The organism is Prauserella sediminis, from assembly GCF_014195435.1.
GTDB classification, from domain to species: domain Bacteria; phylum Actinomycetota; class Actinomycetes; order Mycobacteriales; family Pseudonocardiaceae; genus Prauserella; species Prauserella salsuginis.
Genome location: NZ_JACIBS010000001.1, coordinates 2,618,310 through 2,640,649, shown reverse-complemented (window position 1 = coordinate 2,640,649; position 22,340 = coordinate 2,618,310). Strand labels below are relative to the sequence as shown.

Genomic DNA, 22,340 nt, shown 5'->3' with positions numbered 1-22,340 from the left:
CTGCGGCGGCTCCGGCAGCCCGGGCTGCCACGACTACTGCGGCGGCTCCGACAACTCCGGCGGCTCCGACTGACGAATCAGGCTTCGCCGGACACGGAATCGGCCACCGAACCGGCACCGGACGCCGTGACGGCACGGGCGGCGCGATTGGCGACCGACACGGCGTAGCCGACATAGCCGAGCTGGACGAGCTGGCAGATCCCGGGAGCGATCATCCCGAGCGGGATCGGGAGGTCGGCGACGAGCAGCACCACCAGGACGAGCACGCCGATGCCCGCCCCGACGCAGCCGATCCGGAACGCCTTTCTTGCGGCGGGCAGCGCGGCCTCGTGTCCGGCACGCCAGGCCTCGACCGACACCTGTGTCGCGCGGGTGCGGATCCCGATGCCGCCGTTGCGGGGAAGCTCCCCACTCATAGCCCATTCGACGGACTTGTACACCGCCACGCCGCACCCGAGCAGGCTCAGGATCAGCACGACGACCCCGGGCAGCGCCTCCACCGGTGATCACCTCCCCGTCGACTACCAGGAACCGCATCCGCCGACGCCGCAACCGAAGCGCCCGGGGCGCCTCGGTTGCGGCGGTTGCGGCGGTTGCGGCGGATCTTCGCGCGCTCCGACCCATCGCGAAGGGAAGATTCGGGGCCTTCCCGGCGGGCCGGGCACCACCCCTCAACGACAGGCTGGCGCGTGGCTGCGTTGAACGCCGCCGAGGTGCCCTTGGGGCACCGCAGGGTCAGGGGGCGATGCGGTGGACGCGCCAGTCGTCGTCGGTGCGTACGTAACGGAGCCGGTCGTGAAGGCGGTCCTTGCGGCCCTGCCAGAACTCGGCGCTCACCGGACGTACCCGCCAGCCACCCCAGTGCGGCGGCACCGGAATCTCCTCGACGTCGGCGAACCGGCGTTCGACCGCGGCGAGCAGATCGTCCAGCGCTTCCCGGCCCCCGACGCGCGTCGACTGCGGCGACGCCCACGCGCCGAGCTGCGACCCGCGCGGCCTGCCGCGCCAGTACGCGGTCGTCTCCTCCGCCCCGACCTTCTCGACCTCGCCGCGCACGGTCACCTGCCGCTGCAGCGCGTACCAGGGGAAAGTCACCGACGCGAAGCGCGTCGACGTCAGGTCGTGGCTCTTGGCCGACGTGTAGTTCGTGTAGAAGACGATGCCGCGCTCGTCCAGGCCCTTGCACAACACCGTCCGCGACGACGGCATCCCGTCGGCGTCGGCCGTCGCCAGGACCATCGCGTTGGGCTCCACCAGCCCCGCGTCGACGGCGAAGTCCAGCCACCGCTGGAGCTGTTCGTGCCAGGTCGGCGCGAGCGAGTCCTCGTCGAGCGTCTCCGCCTCGTACGAGACCCGCATGTCCGGCAACCGCACCGCTGCACCGCTGACATCATCCAGTTCCGCCATGCCAACCTCCCGAACGCGAACCGTGCCCTTCGAAGGTGCCCCGAACGTGGCCGCACCGCACCGTGGGAAGTGACGTTAGGGCCTGGACCTACCCATGCGAAACCGTCCGACCGGTGACCACCGCCACGACCACACGATCAGCACCGTACGCACGGCGCGGTCATCCGCGCCCGATCCGGTGGATGGCAGGGTGCACGGTGACCACTACCCGAGGTGTTGGAGCCGGCATGGATGTTCTCGCGCCGATCCTGTTCGTCGTCGTGTTCGCCGCGATCGTGGCGGCGGCGGTCGCGTTGATGCTGCGCAACCGCAGGCGGGACGAGAAGTACCGCCACGATTCCGGCCCCGAGCTGGCCGAGCTCGCCCGGCAGCGCGGCTGGACGTACCGGGCCGAGGAGACCGGCTACGCCGACCGGTTCACCGGGTTTCCGTTCACCCAGACGGCGCGGGGCCGCATCAGCCGGGATCTGATCCACGGCGTGACCGAGGGCCGCGAGTTCACGTGCCTGGCCTACACGCCCACGCCCATGACCGTCGGCGAGCGGAAGACGTACTCGCGCTACTACCGCGTGTTCACCCTGCGGCTCGCACGTGAGGTGCCGACCCTGCAGATCACCCCGACGAAGAAGGACGTCCGGCCCCGCGGCGACGAAGATTTCGCCCAGACGGTGCTGAATCCGGCACTGCGCACCGCCGTCAACGCCCGCGGACTGCCGTTGCGGTTCGAAGGCGATCTACTGCTGACGTGGTACGAGCAGAAAGGCCCGTTCGGACAGTCCGATGTGGACTCGGTGCTGGCGTACCTGACAGCACTCGCCGGCCTGCTGCCGGCCGACGTCGGCAGGCCCACGGTCAGCTGAGCCCGCACCGCCCTCTCGCGCGCCGCAGGAGACTGCAGAACTCGGCGTCCGGAACGCAGAACACGGCGTACTGAGCGCAGAACACGCGCGAGGGTGAGCGGAGTCCGGCGGCGCGCCGCGGTCAGGCGGGGCTGATGTTCGACACGAACGTCTGGAAATCCGGCAGGACCGTGTCGAACTGCGACTCCTTGCAGGTGAGCATGACCTCCACGACCACCTGCTTCTCCGGGTCCGACACGTCCCGAAGCAGCAGATACACCTGGAACTGGATGAGCTTCAGCGGCTGATTGTCGATCGTCGTGGTGAGGTCGACCAGCTGCATCAGACCCGGTGCGTCCGCCGACCCGAGGCCCTGCCGCTGCCGCAGCTCCGCCGCGCCTGCCGTCGCGCTGCCGAGTCGTTCGAGTGACTCGTCGGCCGTCTCCTCGAGAACGTCGTCCCCGGAACGCATGCTGCCGGACACCGTGATGTTGGCCGTGAAGCCGTCGGCCGACGGCAGGTGCAGTGCGACGAACGCCGCACCCGGTGCGTCGACCTCGTCCGGCGGCGCCGACGTCCACCCTTCCGGAAGCTCCAGCTCCAGCGGCACCGGAAGTTGCGTGGCCATTCGTTCTCCTTCTCACGCAGCGCGTGGCCGCGGGTTCGGCGTACAGCTAGTCGAACGGGTTCAGCGTCCCGCCGATGTCGCGGGCCTTGTCGCCCACGCCCCCGGCGAAGTCGCCGACGGCCGCACCGGCGTCCTGCGCCGTGTCGGTGATCTTGCCCGGGTCGACGGTGATCTCGCCGCCCAGCTTGCCACCCACGCCGAGCGCGGCACCAACCTCGCCGCCGACGACGAACTTGCCGTCGTCCATACCGACCTGCACGTCGGCCTCGGCGCCGATACCCGCCCAGGCCTCGCCCTTCGCACCGGCACCGACACCGCCGACGTCGGCGTGGACCTCGCCTTCGGCGCGCGCACCGGCGAACGCGTTGGCGCCCGCCTTCAGACCGTCGGCGCCCAGCTCGGCGGTGCCCTGCGCCTCGGCACCCGCGAACGCCTTGCCGGAGCCGCCCACCTCCGCGGCGCCGTAGTTGACCTGCCCCTTGGCCTCCGCCGTCGCACCGGCCGACGCCTTGACCGTTCCCTTGAGGCCGTCGCGGGTGAAGCCACCCGCGGCGCTGGCATCCGCGCCGATCTTCGCGCTCGCCGAGCCCGACGCGGTGGCGTCCCCGAGCTGGGTCGCACCGGACGCCTGCGCCTTCACCAGGTCGTACGAGGCCGTCGACTGGGCCACGGTCACGTCGACGTTCGGGCCACGGCGCTCCGGCGTGTCGAACTGGTGACCGTGCTGCTGGTACCGGTCGAACCGGTCGTTCCAGCGGCCGCCGTCCTCCCGGGCCTGGTCCATGAGCGTCTTCGACGCCATCGAGTCGGTGTTGACGTTGCCCTTGATCTGCGGCGACGTCGAGGCGAAGTCCGCGGGGCCGGTCAGCCAGCCCGGCGCGTCGGGCGAATGCCCGCCCTGCTTCCTGATCGCGTTCGCGTTCTCGCCGCCGACGGTCTGCAACTGCTTGCGGGCGCGGTCGAGGATCTCCTGCGCCTCCTGGCGTTTGGCCTCACCGGGGTCGGTGAACGAACCTGCCGTAGCCGGTGCGCCGGGAGCGTTGGGCGATACGCCGTGTTGGTCGGTGTAGTTCTGCTGCGCGGTCGCCGTGGCCCGCTGCCCCTCCTTGTACTTGGCGATCGCCTCCGCCGCCTGCGACTGGGCCCACGAGACGGTCTGCGCGTGACCGTCGAGCGTCGTGGCGGTCGACCTCAGCGCCGACGCACCCTTCTCCCACTTCGGCTTCTCCGCGGTGAAGGTGTCCCAGAACTGGTTGCTCGCCGCGCCGTACCAGTTCTCGATCCGCACGTTGCCGAGGCCCGAAGCCACTTCCGAGAACTTCTTCGCCCGGGCGCGCAGCGTGTTCGCGGCACCCGTGATGGTCTCCGCGTCGCCGGGGATGAGTTCCTTCGGGTCCTCGGTCGACCCCAGTTCAGCCATGTCGCCCGCTTCCGGTCACATCGGCGGCACCTGCGGCCCTGGGCCGGGTGCCGATCCCATCGTGTTCTGTTCGTCGGCCTGCTCGTATCCGGTTGCGGCGCCGTCGAGCGACTGCCCTGCCTCACGGGCGCTGTCCTGCAGCACACCGGCGGCGAGCTGCCACGTCGTGCAGAACTCCGTGAGGGCCGTCGCGACGGCGTCGTCACCGAAGGCCTTCTTGTCGCCGACGATGTCCTCGAGTTTCAGGTCGTCGGCCTTGCCCACCGCGGTGTCGATCGACCGCGCCGCGCCACGCAGCTCCTCGGGATCGACGTCGTAGCCACTCATCGATCACTCCTACAGGGGACATCTACAGGGACATCGCGAACACAAGTGCACGTATCGTAACCATGAAATCCCCCGGGTACCGGGCTACTTTCGTCGGTGAACCTTCACATCTCCGCAGCGTGTCTGGTATTTCCGGTTCGGAACGCGTACCTGAGATGTCGTTCGCCGTACGGAAAGTCCGTTACGGTGCGTTATGCCGGCGGTCGCCGGGCGGCCGCGCGCAGCAGTCCGGGCGTGAACCTGGCCAGCGCACCCGCGACCTTCGCCTCCGCCGTCGGCGCCACCACCGGCCGATCCCGTTCGACGGCGCGCAGGATGTCGGCCGCGACCTTCTCGGGAGCGAAGTTCCGGCGCGCGAACATCCGGTCCGACCGCATCCGCCGACCGGCCTGCTCCGCCGCGTCGACACCGGCGAACCGTGTGGTGGCCGCGATCGACGTCCGCACGATCCCGGGACACACCGCACTCGCCCCGACTCCGTGGCCTGCCAGCTCCGCGCGCACGCACTCGGTCAGGTGCAGCACCGCCGCCTTGGTCGTCGAGTACGCGGGCAGCACCGCGTTCGGCACCCGCGCCGCCATCGACGCCACGTTCACGATGTGACCGCCCTCGCCCCGTTCGGCCAGCAGCCTGCCGAACAGCCTGTTGCCGTGGATCACACCCCAGAGGTTGACGTCGATGACGTGGGACCAGTCGGCGACCGACGTGTCCAGCACCGGCCCGGCGACCCCCACGCCCGCGTTGTTGACCACCACGTCCGGCACGCCGACCTCGGCCACGACCGACGCAGCGAACTCCGCCATCGCCTCGGCGCCGGAGACGTCGACGGAGTAGGCGAACGCCTCACCGCCCCGGGCGCGCACCTCGTCGGCGACCGCCGTCAGCGGCGCGATGTCGGCGAGCACGATGTCGGCACCCTCGGCGGCGAAGGCCAGCGCCGTCGCCCTGCCGATCCCGCTCGCGGCCCCCGTCACCAGGACGAGATGGCCCGCGAACCTGCCTGCGGGACGGGGATTGACGCGGCTCCGGCGCAGCGACCTCGCCTCACCGAAACCCTCGACGTGATCGATCAGCTCGGCGGCGGCCCGTGCGATCCGCCGCGGCTGCGCCCGTGCGACCCAGTGCCCACCCGATACGCGCCGCACCCGCAGATCGGCGACCCAACGTTCGACCCCCGACTGCAACGGCACCGTGACATAGGCGTCCCCGGTCGGAGCGACGACCTGCACCGGGACGTCGGCTCGGCGCTCACCCGGGCCGCCGAGCCTGCGCAGCATGTTCGCGCGGTACAGGTTCAGCCCGGCGACCGCGTCGCCGGTGACGGGTGCGGGCTCTTCCGGATCGGTGCTGCGCAGCACGCGGGCCAGCAGACCGCTGCGGATCGCCAGCTCGGGCACGACCGGCAGCTGGAAGAACCCGATGTAGGTCGAGTGCAGCGCCTGCCGGACGAGATCACGCCAGACCGGCGGCCTGCGGAGGCCGTCCCGGAACCAATGACCGGCGTGATCGAGGCAGGGGCCGGAGATCGACGTGAACGAGCGGACCCGGCCGCGCAGCCACGAACCGGTCACCGCGTGCCAGGTCTGGATCGCGCCCCAGTCGTGGGCGAGCAGGTGAACGGGGCCGTCCGGGCTCACGGCGTCGACGACGGCGGCCAGATCCGCAGCGAGCCGGTCGAGCAGGTAGGCGTCCCGACTGCGGGGACGGTCCGAAGCGCCCGCACCGCGGACGTCGTAGGTCACGACGCGGAACCGGCCGGCCAGCTCCGCGACCACACCGTCCCAGAGCGAGGAGTTGTCCGGATAGCCGTGGACGCACACGACCGTGGGCACCGGAGCGGCGTTCCCGCCATCCGCGTCACCCACGGACCTCGCGGACTCCGGGGAGTTCGCAGGCCCCGCGGAGTTCGCAGGCCCCGCCGACCTCACGGCCACCGGGGAGCCCGGCGGTTCCGACACGTGCACCGCAAGCTCGACCCCGTCGTCAACCCGCACCCGCTGCGTCGCCATGCCGAGCACCCTAGCCCGCCGCGGAACCCCGGCCAGTGCCGTTCGTGACGCACGCGGTCAATACAGCCACGCGCCAGCGTGCCCTTGAGGGCCGGCCGGCGGGAGCGACCGGCACGCACGCCACCGGCAACACGGGCTGTCTACGATCTCGGCATGCTGCCTACCACCGAACTCGTGCTGAACCGCCGTATCGCCACCGAGCAGGTCGCGGGCCGCGCGCCGTCCCTGGCCGCCGCGGTGATACGCGACGGCGAGATCACCTGGTGGGGTGGACGGGGCAGCGTGGACGGTGTCCGCCCCGACCGGACGACGCAGTACCGCATCGGCTCCATCACCAAGTCGATCGTCGGCGCGGCCGTGATGCGCCTGCGCGACGAAGGTCTGCTCGACCTGAGCGATCCGCTGGACAAGCACGTTCCGGGTACGACCTTCGGCGGCTCGACGATCGCCCAGCTGCTGTCGCATACGAGCGGCCTGACCTCGGAGTCACCGGGGGCGTGGTGGGAACGCAGCGCCGGCGGCAGCTGGACCGACCTGTCGGCGAGCCTCACGGCGGGCGAGACGAAACACCGCCCCGGCCGCCGGTTCCACTACTCCAACGTCGGCTACGGCGTGCTCGGCCGGCTCGTCGCGGCGCTCCGCGGCGCGGACTGGCTCGACGTCGTGCGCACCGAGATCCTCGAACCGCTGGGCATGCTGCACACCACGCCCATGCCCGGTGAGCACGGCCTGACCACGGCGACGGGCTACGCAGTTCACCCGTTCGCCGACGTCCTGCTGCCCGAACCGGCCCACGACGCGGGCGCGATGGCTCCCGCGGGACAGCTCTGGTCGACGCTCGACGACCTGGCGCGCTGGACGGCGTTCACCGGCGGCCGCACCGGCGACGTGCTCAGCCCCGACACGGTCGCCGAGATGCGCGAGGCCGCCACGGTCGACGACTCCGCAGGCGCGTGGACGGCCGGCTACGGCCTCGGTTTCCAGCTGATCCAGGCGGGCGGCAAACGCCTCGCGGGGCACACCGGGTCGATGCCGGGCTTTCTCGCGTGCACGCTGATCGACCCGGCGACGCAGACGGGCGCGGTGACGTTCGCCAACACCACGTCGGGAGTGGGGATCGCGGGCCTGACCGCCGACCTGATCTCCATCGCCGACGACCACGAGCCCCCGCTGCCCGCCGAGTGGACGCCGTCGCCCGTCGAACCTGGCCTGCTCGAGCTCACCGGACTGTGGCACTGGGGACCCAAGCCGTACCACCTGTACGCGATGCCGGAGGGCTGGCTGAACCTGACGCCCGCGGACGGTGCGGGGCGGGCCTCGCGCTTCCGCCCGATCGGCGACGACCGGTGGCTCGGACTGGACGGTTACTACGCCGGGGAGACCCTCACCGTGGGTCGAGTGAGCGATGGCACACCGACGTACCTCGACCTTGCGACCTTTGTTTTCACCCGCACTCCCTACGATCCGAAGGCCCCGGTACCCGGCGGAGTGGACCCGGAGGGTTGGCGAGCGTGAAACACTGCCGACATGACCGAAGCCGCTGACTTGACGATCCCTGCAGAACTCAAGCCCTCCGACGGCCGCTTCGGGTGCGGCCCCTCCAAGGTCCGGCCGGAGCAGCTGGCCAACCTCGCCAAGGAGGGGGCGAACGTGCTCGGCACGTCGCACCGCCAGAAGCCGGTGAAGTCCCTCGTCGGCCGCGTCCGTTCCGGCCTGACCCAGCTGTTCGGCCTCCCCGACGGCTACGAGGTGGTGCTCGGCAACGGCGGGACGACGGCGTTCTGGGACGCGGCCGCGTTCGGCCTGGTAAGGGAGCGGGCCCAGCACTTCACCTACGGCGAGTTCTCGTCGAAGTTCGCGAAGGTCACGGACAACGCTCCGTTCCTGGACAAGTCCGTCATCGTGGAGGGTGAGCCGGGCAGCGCCCCGGAGATCTCCTACCAGGCGGGCTGCGACCTCGTGGGCTGGGCGCACAACGAGACCTCGACCGGTGTCGCGGTGCCGGTGAAGCGTCCCGCCGGCAGTGACGACGCGCTGGTGGCCATCGACGCCACGTCCGGCGCGGGCGGCCTGCCGGTGAAGGCCGAGGACTTCGACGTCTACTACTTCGCACCGCAGAAGTGCTTCGCCTCCGACGGCGGGCTGTGGATCGCGCTCATGTCGCCCAAGGCGGTGCAGCGTGTCGAGGAGATCGGCGCGAGCGACCGCTGGGTCCCGGAGTTCCTGTCGCTGCAGACCGCGCTGGACAACTCCCGCAAGGATCAGACGTACAACACGCCCGCCGTTGCGACACTGCTGACGCTGGCCGACCAGATCGACTGGATGAACGCCGGCGGCGGCCTCGACTGGACGACCGCTCGGACGAAGGACTCCTCGAGCCGCCTCTACGAGTGGGCCGAGCAGAACTCCTACACCAGGCCGTACGTGTCGGACCCGTCGCTGCGTTCGCAGGTCGTTGGCACGATCGACTTCGACGACGACATCGACGCCGCCGCCATCGCGACGGCGCTGCGCGCCAACGGCGTGGTCGACACCGAGCCGTACCGCAAGCTGGGCCGCAACCAGCTGCGGGTCGGCATGTTCCCGGCGATCGAGCCGGACGACGTCACGGCGCTGACCAAGTGCATCGAGTACGTCGTGGAGCGGCTGGGCAAGTAGGCCCAGTTCCGCACGCCCCCAGGGGCACTTTGGTTGCACTGAACGCAACCAAAGTGCCCCTGGGGGCGCTCCCTGTCGCGGCTCAGCGGCCGCGGACCGGTTCGGACCTGCCCAGTTCGTTGCCCTGCTTGTCCAGGGCGGCCACGGCGAAGAACGGACCGTCGGCGTCACACGAGATCGCCGTCTCGAACCCGCCTCGCGGCACCGTCACGACCTCGGACAGGTCGTTCGCCCGCCTGCCCGCCAGAACCCGCCAGCGCTTCACCTCGGTCGCACCGTTCCAGCTCGCGTAGACCAGCACCCCGCGCGCCGCGTTCTTCCGCACCGCCACCGCGGGTTCGTCGTCCGGCCTGCCGACCCAGTCGGCCAGGTAGGCCCGGTAGCTCTGCACGAACTCCGGCGTCCGCCAGTCGGTGAGCCATTCGCCGTCGGCGTCGAACTCCGAGGTGAAGGGCTGACACCCCCAGCCGACGATCGCGCGGCCGTCCTCGAGGAGCTGCAGGTTGCCCTGGTTGTCGCAGAGCAGGCCCGCCGGGTGCGTGTACTCGCGGTCGACGGTCGCCGTCATCGCGTCCTCGTCGAGCGAGAGGACCAGCCCGCGCGAGCGGTTGGCCTGCGGTGGGGAGGCGGCGTTGTCGAACAGCGACAGCGTGCCGTCGGGCTGCCTGCGCGCGTCGTGCTGCCAGTAGAACTCGACCCCCTCGCCGAGGCGGAAGTCCGTGTTCTTGCCACCGAGCGTCCAGCGCAGCGAGCCGTCGGACTTGGCGATCTTGTAGATCGCCCACGTGTTGCGCGCCGAGACGAGCAGGTCGCCGTCGTCGTCCAGCCCGATCGAGTTCAGGTGGATGTAGTCGTACGGATGCTCCTTCGTGCCCTGGCCCTCGACCGGGAGCTGCGACTCGGTCAGGTCGACGTGGTCGAGGCTGCGCCAGTCGAACAACACCTCACCGGTCTCGATGTCGATCTCCTGGATCACCCCGTCCGACACCCAGCCGTCCGACGGCCCGCCGATGGCGCTCAGGTCCCGCTGCACCGGGTTGTAGGCCATGATCAGCGCCGTGTCGCTGTCGGTGATGAGGAACTCGTGCAGATCCGATTCGGCGACGCCGCCGCCCGTGTTGACCTCGGCGATCTGCCGGTACGCCTGGTCGAAGATGATGCACTTGCCCTTGCCGAACCCGATGGGCGCGACGCCCTGCCAGGTCGTCAGGACCGGCTCACCCCGGTAGGTCTGCATCCGAAAGTCCATCGGCTTCTCGTCGTCGCCGTCGCGCACGGCGAACCACACGGGCTCTCCGCGGCGGTTGACGATGAGCATGCCCGCCTGACCAGCGCCTTCACCCTGGTAGTCCTTCACCCCGAGCAACAGGTGACGAGGGCTGGCCTGCGGCGCGGTGTCCGGGTCGGCGTCCGACATCTTGACCTTCGGCGGGCGCAGATCGGGTCGCGAGTAGAAGCTGTGCGCCTCCTCGGCCTTCGGCGGGGGCAGCACCTCGGGCTCGGGTTTCGCCTGCGGAATCCGATAACCCACGTAGCCGCTGACCAGAGGCACCACTGCGACGGTGCCCGCGACGCCCGCACCCCTGAAGAACCGGCGCCGGCTGAACCCTGTCTCACTCATATCGCGTATCCGTTTCTTCCCCCAGCAGCCGGCTCGGGTCGACAGCACCGGCGTCCCGTTGTTCTGGTTGTTCTGATCGTCCTTGTCGTACGTGTCGTCCCGATCTCGTTCGTCCGACCGGGCGACAATTGCACATGTCGACTTTTCGCTGCGCACCGGTCCGGCTTCGGCGTGATCTCGTCGTGACTCGGCGCGCCTGCGTCGTCAAGGCGACGCGCCGCTCTAACGTGACCGACGAGGAACGTGAACGCGCATGGGAGGCGGGAATGCGAACGCTACGGGTGGTCGGGTTACACGAGGACGGCGAGTCCATCGTGTGCGAGGACCCCGAGCGCCGTGAGCGGTTCGTCCTGCCCGCGGACGAGCGGCTGCGCGCCGCCGCCCGCGGTGACATCACCCGCCTCGGCCAGATCGAGATCGAGCTGGAGGCCCAGATGCGACCCCGCGAAATCCAAGCCCGGATCCGCGCGGGCGAAACCGTCGAGCAGGTCGCGACCGCCTCGGGCGTGCCCACCGACCGCGTCGAGCGGTTCGCCTACCCCGTGCTGCTCGAACGCTCTCGCCACGCCGACCTCGCGCAGCAGGCGCACCCCGTGCGCGACGACGGTCCGGACGTGCAGACCCTCGCGGAGGTGGTGGCCCACGCGTTCGGCGTGCGCGGACACGACTTCTCCCAGGCCGAATGGGACGCCTGGCGCGGGGACGACGGCAAGTGGGTCGTCTGCCTGCGCTGGTCGGCGGGCCGTTCGTCCAACCGCGCCCACTGGACGTTCAGCCCCGGCATGCACGGCGGCACCGTGACCGCGATGGACGACCTGGCCGCCTCGCTGCTCGACCCGACGTCGTTCCGCACGCCACGCGCCGTCACCGACCTCACCGAGCGTGCCGCAACACAGGAGCAGCCAGAGGTCGCCGCGGAGGAACTCGAACCCGTGCTGTTCGACTGCCCCGAGTTCGACGAGCCCGACGAGCAGACCGACACCGCGAGCAACGTCATCGAGGCACCGCTGCCCGTCGAGCAGCCGACAGCGCAGGAGCCCGAACCGGACGGCGACCGGATCGGGGGCGAAGCCCCTGGGACCGACGAACCGGACCGCGCGGCCCCCGCAGCGGGCCGGGCGGCCGCCGGCTCCGACGCCGACCCGGGCACGGGCCCCGGCAAACCGAGGCCGAAGCGCCGGGGCGGCCACACCCCGGTTCCCGCCTGGGAGGACGTCCTGCTGGGCGTCCGCAGCCAACGCGGCTGAATCTTCCACCGAAACCACGCACGTCCGACTCGGTGCCCCGAAGGCCACCTTTGGCATCGAAACAGCCACGCGTCAGCCTCCCCGTGAGGGGTGGTGGTCGGGCTGGCGGGTGAAGTGCCCCGAAGATGCCCTTCGGGGCACTTCACGATCTGCACCCCGGCTTCGACACACCGGCTCCGACACCCCGGCTTCGACACACGAAGGGCGGCCCACCGGATCGTGGGCCGCCCTTCGGCGTATCGGAACCTGCTGAACGCGTCAGACGCTCTTCGGCGTGCCGACGTGGTCCGACTTGTCGCCGGTCCAGGTGGACACGCACGGGATACGCGAGGTGTCGCAGCGCTCGGCGTACTTCTTCGTGATGTCGGTGACCTCTTCCATCAGGCCCTCGTTGAGGGTGATCGGGTTGAGGCCGAGGTGCAGGAAGCGGTCGTTGGCCACGTGGAGGTCGTTCTCGTCGGCCTCGTTACGCGGGTTCTCGACGTTCTCGATCGCCGCACCGGTCTTGCCGGCGATCATCTGCGCCAGGTCGCGGACGCGGTGGGTCTCGGTCATCTGGTTCAGGATCTGAACCCGCTCACCCTTCTCGGGCGGGTTCGAGATCGCCAGCTCGATGCACTTGACCGTGTCCTGGATGTGAATGAACGCGCGCGTCTGGCCGCCCGTGCCGTGGACGGTCAGCGGGTAGCCGACGCCGGCCTGCATCAGGAACCGGTTGAGCACCGTGCCGTAGTCACCGTCGTAGTCGAAGCGGTTGATCAGACGCTCGTCCAGCTGCGTGTCCTTGGTCTGCGTGCCCCAGACGATGCCCTGGTGCAGGTCGGTGACCCGGATCTTGTCGTTCTTGTTGTAGAAGTAGAACAGCAGCTGATCCTGCGTCTTGGTCATGTGGTAGATGCTGCCCGGGTTGGCCGGGTACAGGATCTCCTGGTCGACCAGATCGCCGTCGCCGACTTCGACCTTGACCTTGAGGTAGCCCTCCGGGATCTTCATCCCGGCCGTGCCGTAGCCGTAGACACCCATAGTGCCGAGGTGCGCGATGTGGATGTCGAGGCCGCTCTCGACCACGGCGGCCAGCACGTTGTTCGTCGCACCCAGGTTGTTGTCGACCGTGTAGCGCTTGTGCCAGCTGCTCTTCATCGAGTACGGCGCGGCACGCTGCTCGGCGAAGTGCACGATCGCGTCCGGACGGAACTCGAGGAGCAGGTCCAGGAGACGCTGGTAGTTCTGCGAGACGTCGAGGTTGTGGAACGCGATGTCCTTGCCCGTCGCCTCTTTCCAGGCCTGCAGGCGCTCACTCATCGGCCGGATCGGCGTCAGCGACTCGGCTTCGAGCTCGATGTCGATCTTCCTCCGCGAGAGGTTGTCGACAATGGCGACCTCGTGCCCCTGCGCGGACAGGTGCAGGGAGGTCGGCCATCCGCAGAAGCCGTCGCCGCCAAGAACCAGTACTCGCATGTTTTTTGTTCCTCCTGTCGCCTGAGCCACGCGGCCCGGCTCTGCGCCCGAACTAGCCGGTTCACACTGTCTTAGTAACGGGCTGATCTCAACCCACGGGGAAAGAATAGGGATGTCGCCGCACGAACGAGAAAGGCGGTTGGCACAATGGGGGATGTGACGAACGTTTCCGCAGGGCAAAACGCCGCCGACCAGCGAGAATCGGCCGACGACCCGGATCATCGCCCGGGCCAGCCGAAGTTCTTCGCACGACTGGTCCGCGCGTTGATGAGTTCGGGCCTGGCCACCGGCATGAGCCAGGTGACGCTGATCGTGCTGCTCACGATGAGCGTCAACCCGACGGCCGCGAGCGCAGTAGCGTTCGTGGCGGGGGCTGTCCCCAACTACTTCGTCGCACGCCGCTGGGCGTGGAACCGCAAGGGCAAGCCCGACTTCAAGCGTGAGCTGCTGCCCTATCTGTTCGTGATCGGCCTCGGCGCTATCGCCTCGATGACGCTCACGACGATCGCGGGCTGGATCACCGAGCCGCTCCGGATCGAAGGCTTCGTGCGCATCATCGTGCTCGACGTGGCGTTCCTGAGCAGCTATGCGCTGGTCTTTCTCATCAAGTTCACGCTGCTCGACCGCTTCGTCTACAGCAAGCTCGACGCCCCGAAAGCAGCAGGAAAGGCCAAGTCTGCCGAGGTGCAGACACAGGTCGCCTGAGCCGGCTTCGAGCACCCGAGGGTCCCGCCGCGCGATCCTCGCCCGCGGCCGAGGCCTCACCGGAAACCCGAGCACCCGAGGGCCCGGTCACCGCACCCGGTGACCGGGCCCTCGTGCTGCCGCCTCCCCCGTACGGGTTGTTCCGGGGTAACGAAGAATGATCAGCGGCATAATTCGCCGCGGCCGACACATCGCGGAAAATGTGGACAATTCGCCGCCGGCCTTCCACTTCGCAACGACTGCCGCACTCCGGTCGTCAATGCATATTTCCGGACTTCTGCAGTGCATTTATCCGGTTTTCTGCATGATGCGACATTTTCGACCTGGTCCAGACGACGCGGCGGCGTGCCCGCTCGGATCCGCGTCGGCTCCGGGACGGCACGGACAGCAGCCCGGCGGCGCGGTCCCACGGCACAGTCCGGCACCACATTCCGGCGGCGCGGTCCGGCGGCACAGCAAGTCCGACAGCCCGACGACACCGCAGCCCGCTTCTGGACGGCCGCACGGAGAAGCACCGCCCAGAAGACAGTGAAAGGCCCCTGGGACCCGTCGACGGGTCCCAGGGGCCTTCGTAGCTGTCGTGGCCTCAGCAGGCCTCTCAGGCCGGATTACGCTCGCCCGGCTCCGGTGCCGACCTGCCCGCGTAGGGCCTGCGCTTGCCGCCGCGGAAGACGTACTCGCGCAGCCACGTCCCGAGCATCACCCGCGAGTAGTTCGCGCCGTACTTGATGCTGCCGCCCTTCTTGCTGGCACCGTTGTTGCGAAGCTCCATGGTCATCGGCACCTCGAGCACCCGCGCACCCTTCGCCATGACACCCAGCAGCAGCTCGGACGCCTGGTACTGCGGCTCGCGCAGCGTCACCGACGCCGCGAGGTCCGCGGGCATGGCGCGGAAGCCGAACGACGTGTCGGTGATCTTCTGCATCGTCAGCAGCGATGCCAGCCACGCGAACACACGCACGCCCAGCCAGCGGACGCTGCTGTCGTACTTGCCGGAACCGAGACGGCGCGAGCCCGTCACGAAGTCGGCGGTGCCGTCGAGCAGCGGCTTCATCAGCATCGGAAGTTCGTTGTTGTCGTACTGACCGTCGGCGTCGGTCGTGACGACCCAGTCGGCTCCGCACTCGTTGGCGAGGTGGTAGCCGAGCCGCAGCGCACCGCCCTGACCGCGGTTCTTCGGGGCCTCACAGACGTACGCACCGGCCTCCCTGGCGATCTCGGCGGTGCCGTCGGTCGCGCCGTCGACGACGACGAGCGTCGAGACCGGGATGTCCCCGCAGTGGGTGGGCATGTTCTGCAGCACCGGGGTGATGCCCTTGGCCTCGTTGAAGGCCGCGATGACCACCACGAGGGGGCTCAGCGGTGCTTCGCCGTAGCGGCTGCGGAACTCGGATACGGCCGCGGTGTCGACGTCGTCGGGGTAGTCGTCCATCTTGGGACGACGGCCGCCCCCAGCGGGCTTCTTCCCCATTCCGAACATCGCGGCCAGACCCAACACGCCGCCGATCGGCAGCAGGACGAGCGCAGGCAACTGATACCTCCAGGAGAACTCGAACGCGGCTGAACCCGCCAGGATGATGAGCGCGCTGCCGGTGGCGAGAAAAGCACCAGACCGAAGTGGTGATCTGCGTGCCTTTCCTACTCCGACGACACCAAGGATGCCCAACAGCAGGAACACTGCGAGCAGTGGCCCCCAGGTGTAACCGCCGTTCTGTTGATAATCACGCATAAAGGACGCGAGCGCCCGATCGGCGTGGGGCAACTCGTCATCATAAGCGAGTGTCCACGCCTGGTACACCTGAGGCGTCTCCGTCCCCACATCGTGGTACGGATAGTGCGACTGGAAATGCCATCGTTCGGCGGGGACGTCGTTGTGGAACGTCTCCTTCACCGGGACGAAGTTCTTGCCGAAGTCGTAGAGCACTTCGCCGAGCAGGTCGAGCGGCTGGTTCAGGATCACCGCGTAGGAGAACTGCTTCGCCAGGGTCGCCTTGTCCCGCTCGTCCGGCAGCGGCTCGGCCGGCCAATCCGCGGAGCCGTACTGGAAGTGCGTGTAGAAGTCGACCGATTGGCGCTGGCCGAGCGGCTCCTCGGGGCACATCAGCCGCAGCCCCTCGTCGTCCGGCAGCTGACTGCAGTCGGCGAAGGTGGCCGTACGGCCGTACAGCACGTTGTTCGTCGCCCCGGTCAGCCCGAAGTGACCCGCGTAGGTCGCGTAGTACGACATGTAGCCGAGGAGCACGAGCGCCACTCCGGCCAGGCCCGCGACCGTCCTGCCGGCCACGTGCCTGCGGCCGGCACGGGTCTTCCACGCCTTCAGCCCACCGAATGCGAGCAGCAGGAACAGCACGAACGGGACCGCGACGACGAGGCCGATCGTCCGGGTGAGCACCGCGGCCGCGAGCAGCGCACCGGCCACCGCGGCGCGCTTCCACGTCAGTTCCCCGCGGGAGAGCAGCGCCCACAGCATGCCCACCAGCAGCGCCTGGAAGACGATCTCGGACATGAGATTCGCTTCGATCTGCAGCTGGTAGGCGTCCAGCAGCACCGGCGCGGCCACGATCGCCGAGAGCCACCCCCGCTCGGTGTAGCGCATGGCCAGCCGGTACAGCACGAGCGCGAGCAGGATCCCGATGATGTGCTGGGCCGCCTGTGCCCAGGCGAACCCGCCGAACTCCAGCAGGAACTTGAGTACGACCGTGTATCCGAGCGGGTTGAGGTCCGTCGGCCGGAGCTCTTCCAGGTTGCCCAGGTAGCGGAACGTATCGATGTACAGCAGTGCGGGCTGGTACGCCAGCCACGTCACGACCCGCAGGGCAACGCCGCCGGCCAGCAGCAACAGCAGCAGCCAGTGACGGCGGAGAAAGGTGGACACTCGGCGATCTCTCTCGTCGGTCGGCTCAGCGGCGGCGGCTCAGCCCGTGGCTGCAGCGGCCTTCTGGAAGTACTCCCAGGTCGCGGCGAGCCCGGCCTTGAGGTCGTACGACGGGGTGTACCCGATCGTGTCGGCGCTACCCGAGATGTCGACGATCACGGCCGGCATCTCACCGCCGGGAGCCGGCACGTGCTCGACCGGGAGCTCGGCGCCCGTCACCGCGCGCACGCCGTCGATCATGTCCAGCACCGACACCGACTTGCCGCCACCGAGGATCGCACGTCCGACGTACTGCGTGTCCCACGCACCGGTGATGCCGGAAACGATGTCGTCGAGGAAGACGAGGTCGCGCTTCTGCTGGCCGTCGCCGTAGACCTTCACGCCCTCACCGGTCAGCGCGGCGCGCATCAGTCGCGGGATGAAGCTGTCCTTGTGCGACATGCCGGGGCCGTAGACGTTCGTGAACCGCAGCGCCGTGGTCTTGACGCCGTATGCGCCCGCATAGCCCGACATGAGCATCTCGCAGGCCGCCTTCGTCGCGCCGTACGGCGTGAGCGGCGCGAGGGGCAGATCCGGGTTGATCGTGGCCGTGCCGACGTCGCCGACCACGGCGTTCGTCGAGGCGAGGATGAATCGCGGCACCTCGTGGATCCGGGCGAGCTCGAGCAGCTCGTGGGTGATCCCGACGTTCTCGGCGTACGTCTCGGCCGGCATCTCGACCGACTTCAGCACCGACGTGATCGCGGCCAGGTGGACGATGCCGTCGACGCCGGGCCGGATCGCCTGCTCACGCACCTCGGCGTCCTTCAGGTCGCCCTGGACGTGCACGACGCCCTCGTCGTCGGGGTACGGCGAGGGTTCCCTGTCGATGACCGTGACCCGCGCGCCGCGCTCGCGGAACTTCGCGACGACCGCGCGTCCGATGAAGCCACTACCACCGGTGACGACGACGTTGCACACGTCTTGAGGATTCGACGAAGCCATGGGCCGTAAAGTACCGGTCCCCCGAACGGCCGCTTGCGCCGACCGGCGCGATACCCGTGCTCGACCCCCTCGGCAAGACTCCGACCTGGTCGTTATCGACTCGTGAACCGTGATGTGACGGCGCATCGGGCCACTGACCTGCGGCTGCGCACTGTCCACACTGGTGCGAATGTCCGTTCTCGAACGAGTGAAATGTGTTAGTCATCACACGAGGTCGGCGGTGGCGCCGGCCGTCAGAGCACGATGACGAGCACACCGATCCACGAGAGCGCGATGCCGGCCGCGACACCGCCCACGATCCAGCGCACCACCGGGACCCGCCTGCCGAGCCACAGCGACGGTGCGAGCCCCGCACTCACCACGAGCGCGGCGACGATCGCCACCAGCCCGTGCGTCGCCGACGCCAGTGCGCCGGCCAGCGCGAGCATCGCCACGATCATCACGACGGCGAAGAACGCACCGACCAGCACTCCGGTACCCCAGGGCACCGGACCGGGGTTCTGGGCGGCCTGCACCCGCCACCACTCGGCGAGGGCGTCGAACCGGCCGTGCACCTGGCGCCCGCCAGGTGCTCCGGGACTGGGCGGTTCCGCCTCGCCGCCGGCTTCCTCGGCGGGCGGCACGGCCACGAACGTCCGGCCGGCCACGGGGTCGCGGTAGCTCACCGAGACGCCGAGTGCGGCGGCGACACGGCCGGCGAGCTGCCTGCCCCGGTGCGCGACGACCGCCTCCCCTTCGCGCGCGTCCACGGCGCCCGTACCGCCGGGACCGGCGGCACGGCCTGCACCCGCGCCCACCACGGCCGAGACCCGTGCCCACTCGTGCAGCGCGTCGGTCAGCTCACCGCCGAGCGAGAACGCCGCGGGATCGGCCTTCCTGCCCCCGGTGCCGACGAGCACGGCACGATCGCCGTCCACATCGAGTTCGAGTTCAGCGCCGTGCATCCGCGGCGACCCCCTCTCTGCGCACGGTGAGCTCGTAGAACGCCACCGCACCGGTCGTCGCGACGTTGAGCGAGTCGACCCCGTCAGCCATGGGAACCGACACGGCGACGTCGGCCGCGGCCAGGGCCTCGCCGGAGAGCCCGTGTCCCTCCGAACCCAGCATGAGCGCCACCTTCTCGTCGCCCGCTGCCTCCCACAGCGGGACGGACCCCGGCCGCGGCGTCAACGCGGCCAGCCGGAATCCCGCTTCCCGCACGGTCTCCAGCGCAGCCTTCCACTCGGCGGGTCCGCTCGCCACGGCGAACGGCACGCGCAGCACGTGGCCCATCGACACGCGCACGCTGCGGCGGTACAGCGGATCGGAGCAGCCCGGCCCGAGGAGCACGCCATCGACGCCGAGCGCGGCGGCGTTCCGGAACAGCGCACCGAGGTTCTCGTGATCGCCGACGCCTTCGAGGACGGCGATCACCCTGGCGCCACCACCGACGAGGTCGGCCACCGACGGCTGCGGAGCACGGTCCGCCGTGGCGAGCACGCCGCGGTTGAGGTGGAAGCCGACGACGTCCGCCATCACGTCGGCCGGCGTGATGTAGGCGGGCACGTCGAGGTCGGCCAGGTCGCCTGCCAGTTCGTCGAGCCGCCGCTGCACGCCGAGCAGCGCCCGCACCGGGTACGGCGAGTCCGCGAGCCGGCGCACGACGACGGTGCCCTCCGCGATGACGAGCCCGCGCCCGCCGGGGCGGTCGGGTCTGCGGTCGGCGGTCGTGAGGTCGCGGAACTCGTCGAGCCGTTCGTCCCCGACGTCGTCGGTGTAAATCAACTGCAATCGGCCGGCCACGCGCAGAGTGTCCCATTGCACCTGCCGGCGCAGGCATCGGTGCTCCGAACGTCGGGTCCCTCGTTCGTGCGAGGGATGGCACCTCGCGGAGTGTGAAGCCCACACCTCGCAGTGCACCGGTTTGGCCGCTGGTCGGCCGCGCGTGCAATGTGCCAACGTCGCCTTCTGCCACGGACATTGCCGTGGCACGAGGCGTCGCGGTTACTCGGGAGGAAGGTGCCGATGGGTCAGGACGTCGCTCCGAGAAGCCGTCCCCCACACGAACGAGGCCGGTACCGCGACAAGATGCAACGCTGCCTCGACACCTTCGCCCGCATGCTCGCCGAGGAACACTTCACGTTCCCGCGCAAGCACATCGGTCTCGAGGTGGAACTGAACCTCGTCGACAGGGCGATGCGCCCGTCGATGTCGAATGCGGCCGTGCTGGCCTCGATCGACGACGAGCTGTTCACCACCGAGCTCTCCCAGCACAACATCGAGCTCAACGTGCCGCCGCGCCCGCTCGACGGCGAATCGGCGTTGCAGCTCGAAGGTGATCTGAACGCCCACATCGGCCGGGCGGAGGCCAAGGCGGTCGGCAAGGGCGCGCAGGTTGCCATGATCGGCATCCTGCCGACGCTCGGCGACGAACACTTCGACCAGAAATGGCTCACCGACAACCCGCGATACGCCCTGCTGAACGACCGCATCCTCGCCACCCGCGGCGAATGCCCACTGCTGTCACTCGAGGGCACCGGCCTGCCGGGCGGGCAGGCGGAGGACCTGCACACCTACGCCGAGTCGATCCTGCCGGAGGCGGCGTGCACCTCGGTGCAGCTGCACCTGCAGGTGGCACCGGACGACTTCGCCGCGCACTGGAACGCCGCGCAGTGCCTGGCCGGACCGCAGGTGGCGCTCGGGGCGAACTCGCCGTTCCTGCTCGGCAAGTCGCTGTGGGCCGAGACCCGCATCCCGCTGTTCCTCCAGGCCACCGACACCCGTCCGGACGAGCTGAAGAACCAGGGCGTCCGCCCACGCGTCTGGTTCGGCGAACGGTGGATCACCTCGATCTTCGACCTGTTCGAGGAGAACCTGCGCTACTTCCCCGGGCTGCTCCCGGAGACCGACGACGAGGACCCGATGGACACGCTCGCCGACGGCCGGGTCCCACGGCTGACCGAGTTGCGGCTGCACAACGGGACCGTGTGGCGGTGGAACCGGCCGGTGTACGACGTCGTGGACGGGGCGCCGCACCTGCGGGTCGAGAACCGGGTGCTGCCCGCGGGCCCCACGGTGGTGGACATCATGGCCAACGCGGCCCTGTTCTACGGCGCCCAGCGCGCGCTCGCGGAGGAGGAACGGCCCGTGTGGACGCGCATGTCGTTCCAGGCCGCCGAACAGAACCTGCACGCGGGCGCGCGGCACGGTTTCGACGCACAGTTCTACTGGCCCGGCATCGGATCCATCCCGCCCGACGAGCTGGCACTTCGGGTCCTGCTGCCGCTGGCGCACGAGGGACTGCGCAGCTCCGGGGTCTCCGAGACCGTGATCGACCGCTATCTCGGGGTCATCGAGCGCCGGTGCGTCACCAAGCGCAACGGCAGTGTGTGGCAGCGCGAGGCCGTCGCCGCGGCGCAGGACCGCGGGCTGACCCGGGATTCGGCGCTGGCCGTGATGCTCGGCGACTACCTCGAACTCGCGCGCGCCGGGGACCCCGTGCACGACTGGCCGGTACGCTGAACGATGGCCCGGCGACGAAAGGCGCGGCGATGCCGAAGATCATCGGAAGCTCGCTGGACGAGCACCGCAGGCAGGTGCGCGAGAAGGTGTTCGACGCCCTCCGGAACCAGCTGTACGAGCGCGGGTTCGAGGCGATCACGCTGTCCGGGGTCGCCGCGGAGGCGGGCGTGGGCCGCACCGCGATGTACAACCACTTCCCCGACCGTGAGCATCTGCTGGTGGCGTTCGTCGAGGACGAGGTGTCCCGCTACGTCACGCGGCTGACCGACGCCGTCGACGCGGTCGACGACCCGGCCGACAAGCTCGCAGTGTTCGCGCGGCTGCAACTCGAGACCCTCGCCGACTACCACCTGCCGCCCGGAGCGACGCTGGCCTCGGCGCTCGCGCCGTCGTCGTACCGGCGCATCGCCGCGCACGCCGACCCGATCGGCCGCATGCTCAACAGCATCCTCGAGGAGGGCATGCGCCGGGGCCGGTGGCCACAGCAGGACGTGGCGGTGCTGGCACCGATGGTCAGTGCGGCGCTCGGGGCCCGCCAGGTCGTCGACGTGCCGCCGGAGGAGCTGCCGCGGGCGATCGATCTCGCGGTGGCCTTCGTGTCGCGCGCGGTCGGAGTAATTCCGCGCGAAGCATCGCCCGAGGCGCCCGCTCACGGCTAGGC

At 69.7% G+C, this 22,340-nt stretch carries 19 protein-coding genes; 7 read left to right on the top strand and 12 right to left on the bottom strand.

Annotation, left to right across the window (positions count from 1 at the left end; all coding sequences use genetic code 11):
• Positions 1-77: 77 nt before the first annotated feature.
• Both FB384_RS12050 and pdxH read right to left on the bottom strand, forming a co-directional pair.
• Positions 78-500, bottom strand: coding sequence for an SdpI family protein (locus FB384_RS12050; RefSeq protein ID WP_221212703.1), 423 nt, complete (start codon positions 498-500; stop codon positions 78-80).
• A gap of 235 nt (positions 501-735) precedes the next feature.
• A complete protein-coding gene (pdxH, locus tag FB384_RS12045; RefSeq protein WP_183782739.1) occupies positions 736-1,407 on the bottom strand; it encodes a pyridoxamine 5'-phosphate oxidase in 672 nt (223 codons plus the stop codon).
• Positions 1,408-1,634: 227 nt separating this feature from the next.
• On the opposite strand from pdxH, the gene FB384_RS12040 reads away from it, so the two are divergent.
• Complete coding sequence (locus FB384_RS12040; protein WP_183782738.1) at positions 1,635-2,267, top strand: hypothetical protein; 633 nt, start codon at positions 1,635-1,637, stop codon at positions 2,265-2,267.
• A 121-nt stretch (positions 2,268-2,388) separates the two neighbouring features.
• Here the strand turns inward: FB384_RS12040 and FB384_RS12035 are convergent, their stop codons facing one another.
• From FB384_RS12035 to FB384_RS12020, 4 genes are all read right to left on the bottom strand, one after another.
• Positions 2,389-2,874: a hypothetical protein gene (locus FB384_RS12035; RefSeq protein ID WP_183782736.1), complete on the bottom strand. Its 486-nt coding sequence runs from the start codon at positions 2,872-2,874 to the stop codon at positions 2,389-2,391.
• Between the two features lie 46 nt (positions 2,875-2,920).
• The gene (locus FB384_RS12030) at positions 2,921-4,294 is read right to left on the bottom strand and encodes a putative T7SS-secreted protein (RefSeq protein WP_183782734.1); all 1,374 of its coding nucleotides are present in this window, start codon (positions 4,292-4,294) and stop codon (positions 2,921-2,923) included.
• 15 nt (positions 4,295-4,309) lie between these two features.
• Complete coding sequence (locus FB384_RS12025; protein WP_183782732.1) at positions 4,310-4,621, bottom strand: WXG100 family type VII secretion target; 312 nt, start codon at positions 4,619-4,621, stop codon at positions 4,310-4,312.
• A 191-nt stretch (positions 4,622-4,812) separates the two neighbouring features.
• Positions 4,813-6,630, bottom strand: a complete 1,818-nt coding sequence (locus tag FB384_RS12020) for an SDR family oxidoreductase (protein ID WP_183782730.1) — start codon at positions 6,628-6,630, stop codon at positions 4,813-4,815.
• A 153-nt stretch (positions 6,631-6,783) separates the two neighbouring features.
• Between FB384_RS12020 and FB384_RS12015 the strand changes: the two genes are divergently transcribed.
• On the top strand, positions 6,784-8,145 hold the full coding sequence (locus tag FB384_RS12015) for a serine hydrolase domain-containing protein (RefSeq protein WP_183782728.1): 1,362 nt from the start codon (positions 6,784-6,786) through the stop codon (positions 8,143-8,145).
• Between the two features lie 12 nt (positions 8,146-8,157).
• Positions 8,158-9,288: a phosphoserine transaminase gene (gene serC, locus FB384_RS12010; protein ID WP_183782726.1), complete on the top strand. Its 1,131-nt coding sequence runs from the start codon at positions 8,158-8,160 to the stop codon at positions 9,286-9,288.
• An 82-nt stretch (positions 9,289-9,370) separates the two neighbouring features.
• On the opposite strand, the gene FB384_RS12005 is transcribed toward serC, so the two are convergent.
• Complete coding sequence (locus tag FB384_RS12005; RefSeq protein ID WP_183782724.1) at positions 9,371-10,909, bottom strand: arylsulfotransferase family protein; 1,539 nt, start codon at positions 10,907-10,909, stop codon at positions 9,371-9,373.
• A 266-nt stretch (positions 10,910-11,175) separates the two neighbouring features.
• On the opposite strand from FB384_RS12005, the gene sepH reads away from it, so the two are divergent.
• Positions 11,176-12,156 carry a septation protein SepH gene (gene sepH, locus FB384_RS12000; RefSeq protein ID WP_183782722.1) on the top strand — a complete coding sequence of 327 codons (981 nt, stop codon included), beginning with the start codon at positions 11,176-11,178 and terminating at the stop codon, positions 12,154-12,156.
• A 258-nt stretch (positions 12,157-12,414) separates the two neighbouring features.
• On the opposite strand, the gene FB384_RS11995 is transcribed toward sepH, so the two are convergent.
• The gene (locus FB384_RS11995) at positions 12,415-13,614 is read right to left on the bottom strand and encodes an NAD-dependent epimerase/dehydratase family protein (protein ID WP_183782720.1); all 1,200 of its coding nucleotides are present in this window, start codon (positions 13,612-13,614) and stop codon (positions 12,415-12,417) included.
• Positions 13,615-13,770: 156 nt separating this feature from the next.
• Here FB384_RS11995 and FB384_RS11990 point away from each other — a divergent pair, with 156 nt between their 5' ends.
• Entirely contained in the window at positions 13,771-14,319 is a 549-nt protein-coding gene (locus tag FB384_RS11990; protein ID WP_323985207.1) for a GtrA family protein, read from the top strand.
• 598 nt (positions 14,320-14,917) lie between these two features.
• On the opposite strand, the gene FB384_RS11985 is transcribed toward FB384_RS11990, so the two are convergent.
• From FB384_RS11985 to FB384_RS11970, 4 genes are all read right to left on the bottom strand, one after another.
• The gene (locus FB384_RS11985) at positions 14,918-17,194 is read right to left on the bottom strand and encodes a glycosyltransferase family 2 protein (RefSeq protein ID WP_183782716.1); all 2,277 of its coding nucleotides are present in this window, start codon (positions 17,192-17,194) and stop codon (positions 14,918-14,920) included.
• Positions 17,195-17,233: 39 nt separating this feature from the next.
• Entirely contained in the window at positions 17,234-18,178 is a 945-nt protein-coding gene (locus FB384_RS11980) for an NAD-dependent epimerase/dehydratase family protein (protein WP_183782714.1), read from the bottom strand.
• Positions 18,179-18,411: 233 nt separating this feature from the next.
• On the bottom strand, positions 18,412-19,122 hold the full coding sequence (locus tag FB384_RS11975) for a DUF2537 domain-containing protein (protein WP_183782712.1): 711 nt from the start codon (positions 19,120-19,122) through the stop codon (positions 18,412-18,414).
• The gene (locus tag FB384_RS11970; RefSeq protein ID WP_323985206.1) at positions 19,109-19,960 is read right to left on the bottom strand and encodes a TrmH family RNA methyltransferase; all 852 of its coding nucleotides are present in this window, start codon (positions 19,958-19,960) and stop codon (positions 19,109-19,111) included. The genes FB384_RS11975 and FB384_RS11970 overlap by 14 nt, the downstream gene beginning before the upstream one ends.
• A gap of 222 nt (positions 19,961-20,182) precedes the next feature.
• On the opposite strand from FB384_RS11970, the gene FB384_RS11965 reads away from it, so the two are divergent.
• Together FB384_RS11965 and FB384_RS11960 are read left to right on the top strand one after the other, a co-directional pair.
• Positions 20,183-21,679, top strand: coding sequence for a glutamate--cysteine ligase family protein (locus FB384_RS11965; protein WP_183782710.1), 1,497 nt, complete (start codon positions 20,183-20,185; stop codon positions 21,677-21,679).
• Positions 21,680-21,708: 29 nt separating this feature from the next.
• Positions 21,709-22,338, top strand: coding sequence for a TetR/AcrR family transcriptional regulator (locus FB384_RS11960; protein WP_183782708.1), 630 nt, complete (start codon positions 21,709-21,711; stop codon positions 22,336-22,338).
• Positions 22,339-22,340: the final 2 nt, after the last annotated feature.

Excerpts from the sequence above, each read along its gene's own strand:
- pdxH (WP_183782739.1), bottom strand. The coding sequence starts at position 1,407 with ATGGCGGAACTGGATGATGTCAGCGGTGCAGCGGTGCGGTTGCCGGAC.
- FB384_RS12040 (WP_183782738.1), top strand. The coding sequence starts at position 1,635 with ATGGATGTTCTCGCGCCGATCCTGTTCGTCGTCGTGTTCGCCGCGATC.
- FB384_RS12035 (WP_183782736.1), bottom strand. The coding sequence starts at position 2,874 with ATGGCCACGCAACTTCCGGTGCCGCTGGAGCTGGAGCTTCCGGAAGGG.
- FB384_RS12030 (WP_183782734.1), bottom strand. The coding sequence starts at position 4,294 with ATGGCTGAACTGGGGTCGACCGAGGACCCGAAGGAACTCATCCCCGGC.
- FB384_RS12025 (WP_183782732.1), bottom strand. The coding sequence starts at position 4,621 with ATGAGTGGCTACGACGTCGATCCCGAGGAGCTGCGTGGCGCGGCGCGG.
- FB384_RS12020 (WP_183782730.1), bottom strand. The coding sequence starts at position 6,630 with ATGGCGACGCAGCGGGTGCGGGTTGACGACGGGGTCGAGCTTGCGGTG.
- FB384_RS12015 (WP_183782728.1), top strand. The coding sequence starts at position 6,784 with ATGCTGCCTACCACCGAACTCGTGCTGAACCGCCGTATCGCCACCGAG.
- serC (WP_183782726.1), top strand. The coding sequence starts at position 8,158 with ATGACCGAAGCCGCTGACTTGACGATCCCTGCAGAACTCAAGCCCTCC.
- FB384_RS12005 (WP_183782724.1), bottom strand. The coding sequence starts at position 10,909 with ATGAGTGAGACAGGGTTCAGCCGGCGCCGGTTCTTCAGGGGTGCGGGC.
- sepH (WP_183782722.1), top strand. The coding sequence starts at position 11,176 with ATGCGAACGCTACGGGTGGTCGGGTTACACGAGGACGGCGAGTCCATC.
- FB384_RS11995 (WP_183782720.1), bottom strand. The coding sequence starts at position 13,614 with ATGCGAGTACTGGTTCTTGGCGGCGACGGCTTCTGCGGATGGCCGACC.
- FB384_RS11980 (WP_183782714.1), bottom strand. The coding sequence starts at position 18,178 with ATGGCTTCGTCGAATCCTCAAGACGTGTGCAACGTCGTCGTCACCGGT.
- FB384_RS11975 (WP_183782712.1), bottom strand. The coding sequence starts at position 19,122 with ATGCACGGCGCTGAACTCGAACTCGATGTGGACGGCGATCGTGCCGTG.
- FB384_RS11965 (WP_183782710.1), top strand. The coding sequence starts at position 20,183 with ATGGGTCAGGACGTCGCTCCGAGAAGCCGTCCCCCACACGAACGAGGC.
- FB384_RS11960 (WP_183782708.1), top strand. The coding sequence starts at position 21,709 with ATGCCGAAGATCATCGGAAGCTCGCTGGACGAGCACCGCAGGCAGGTG.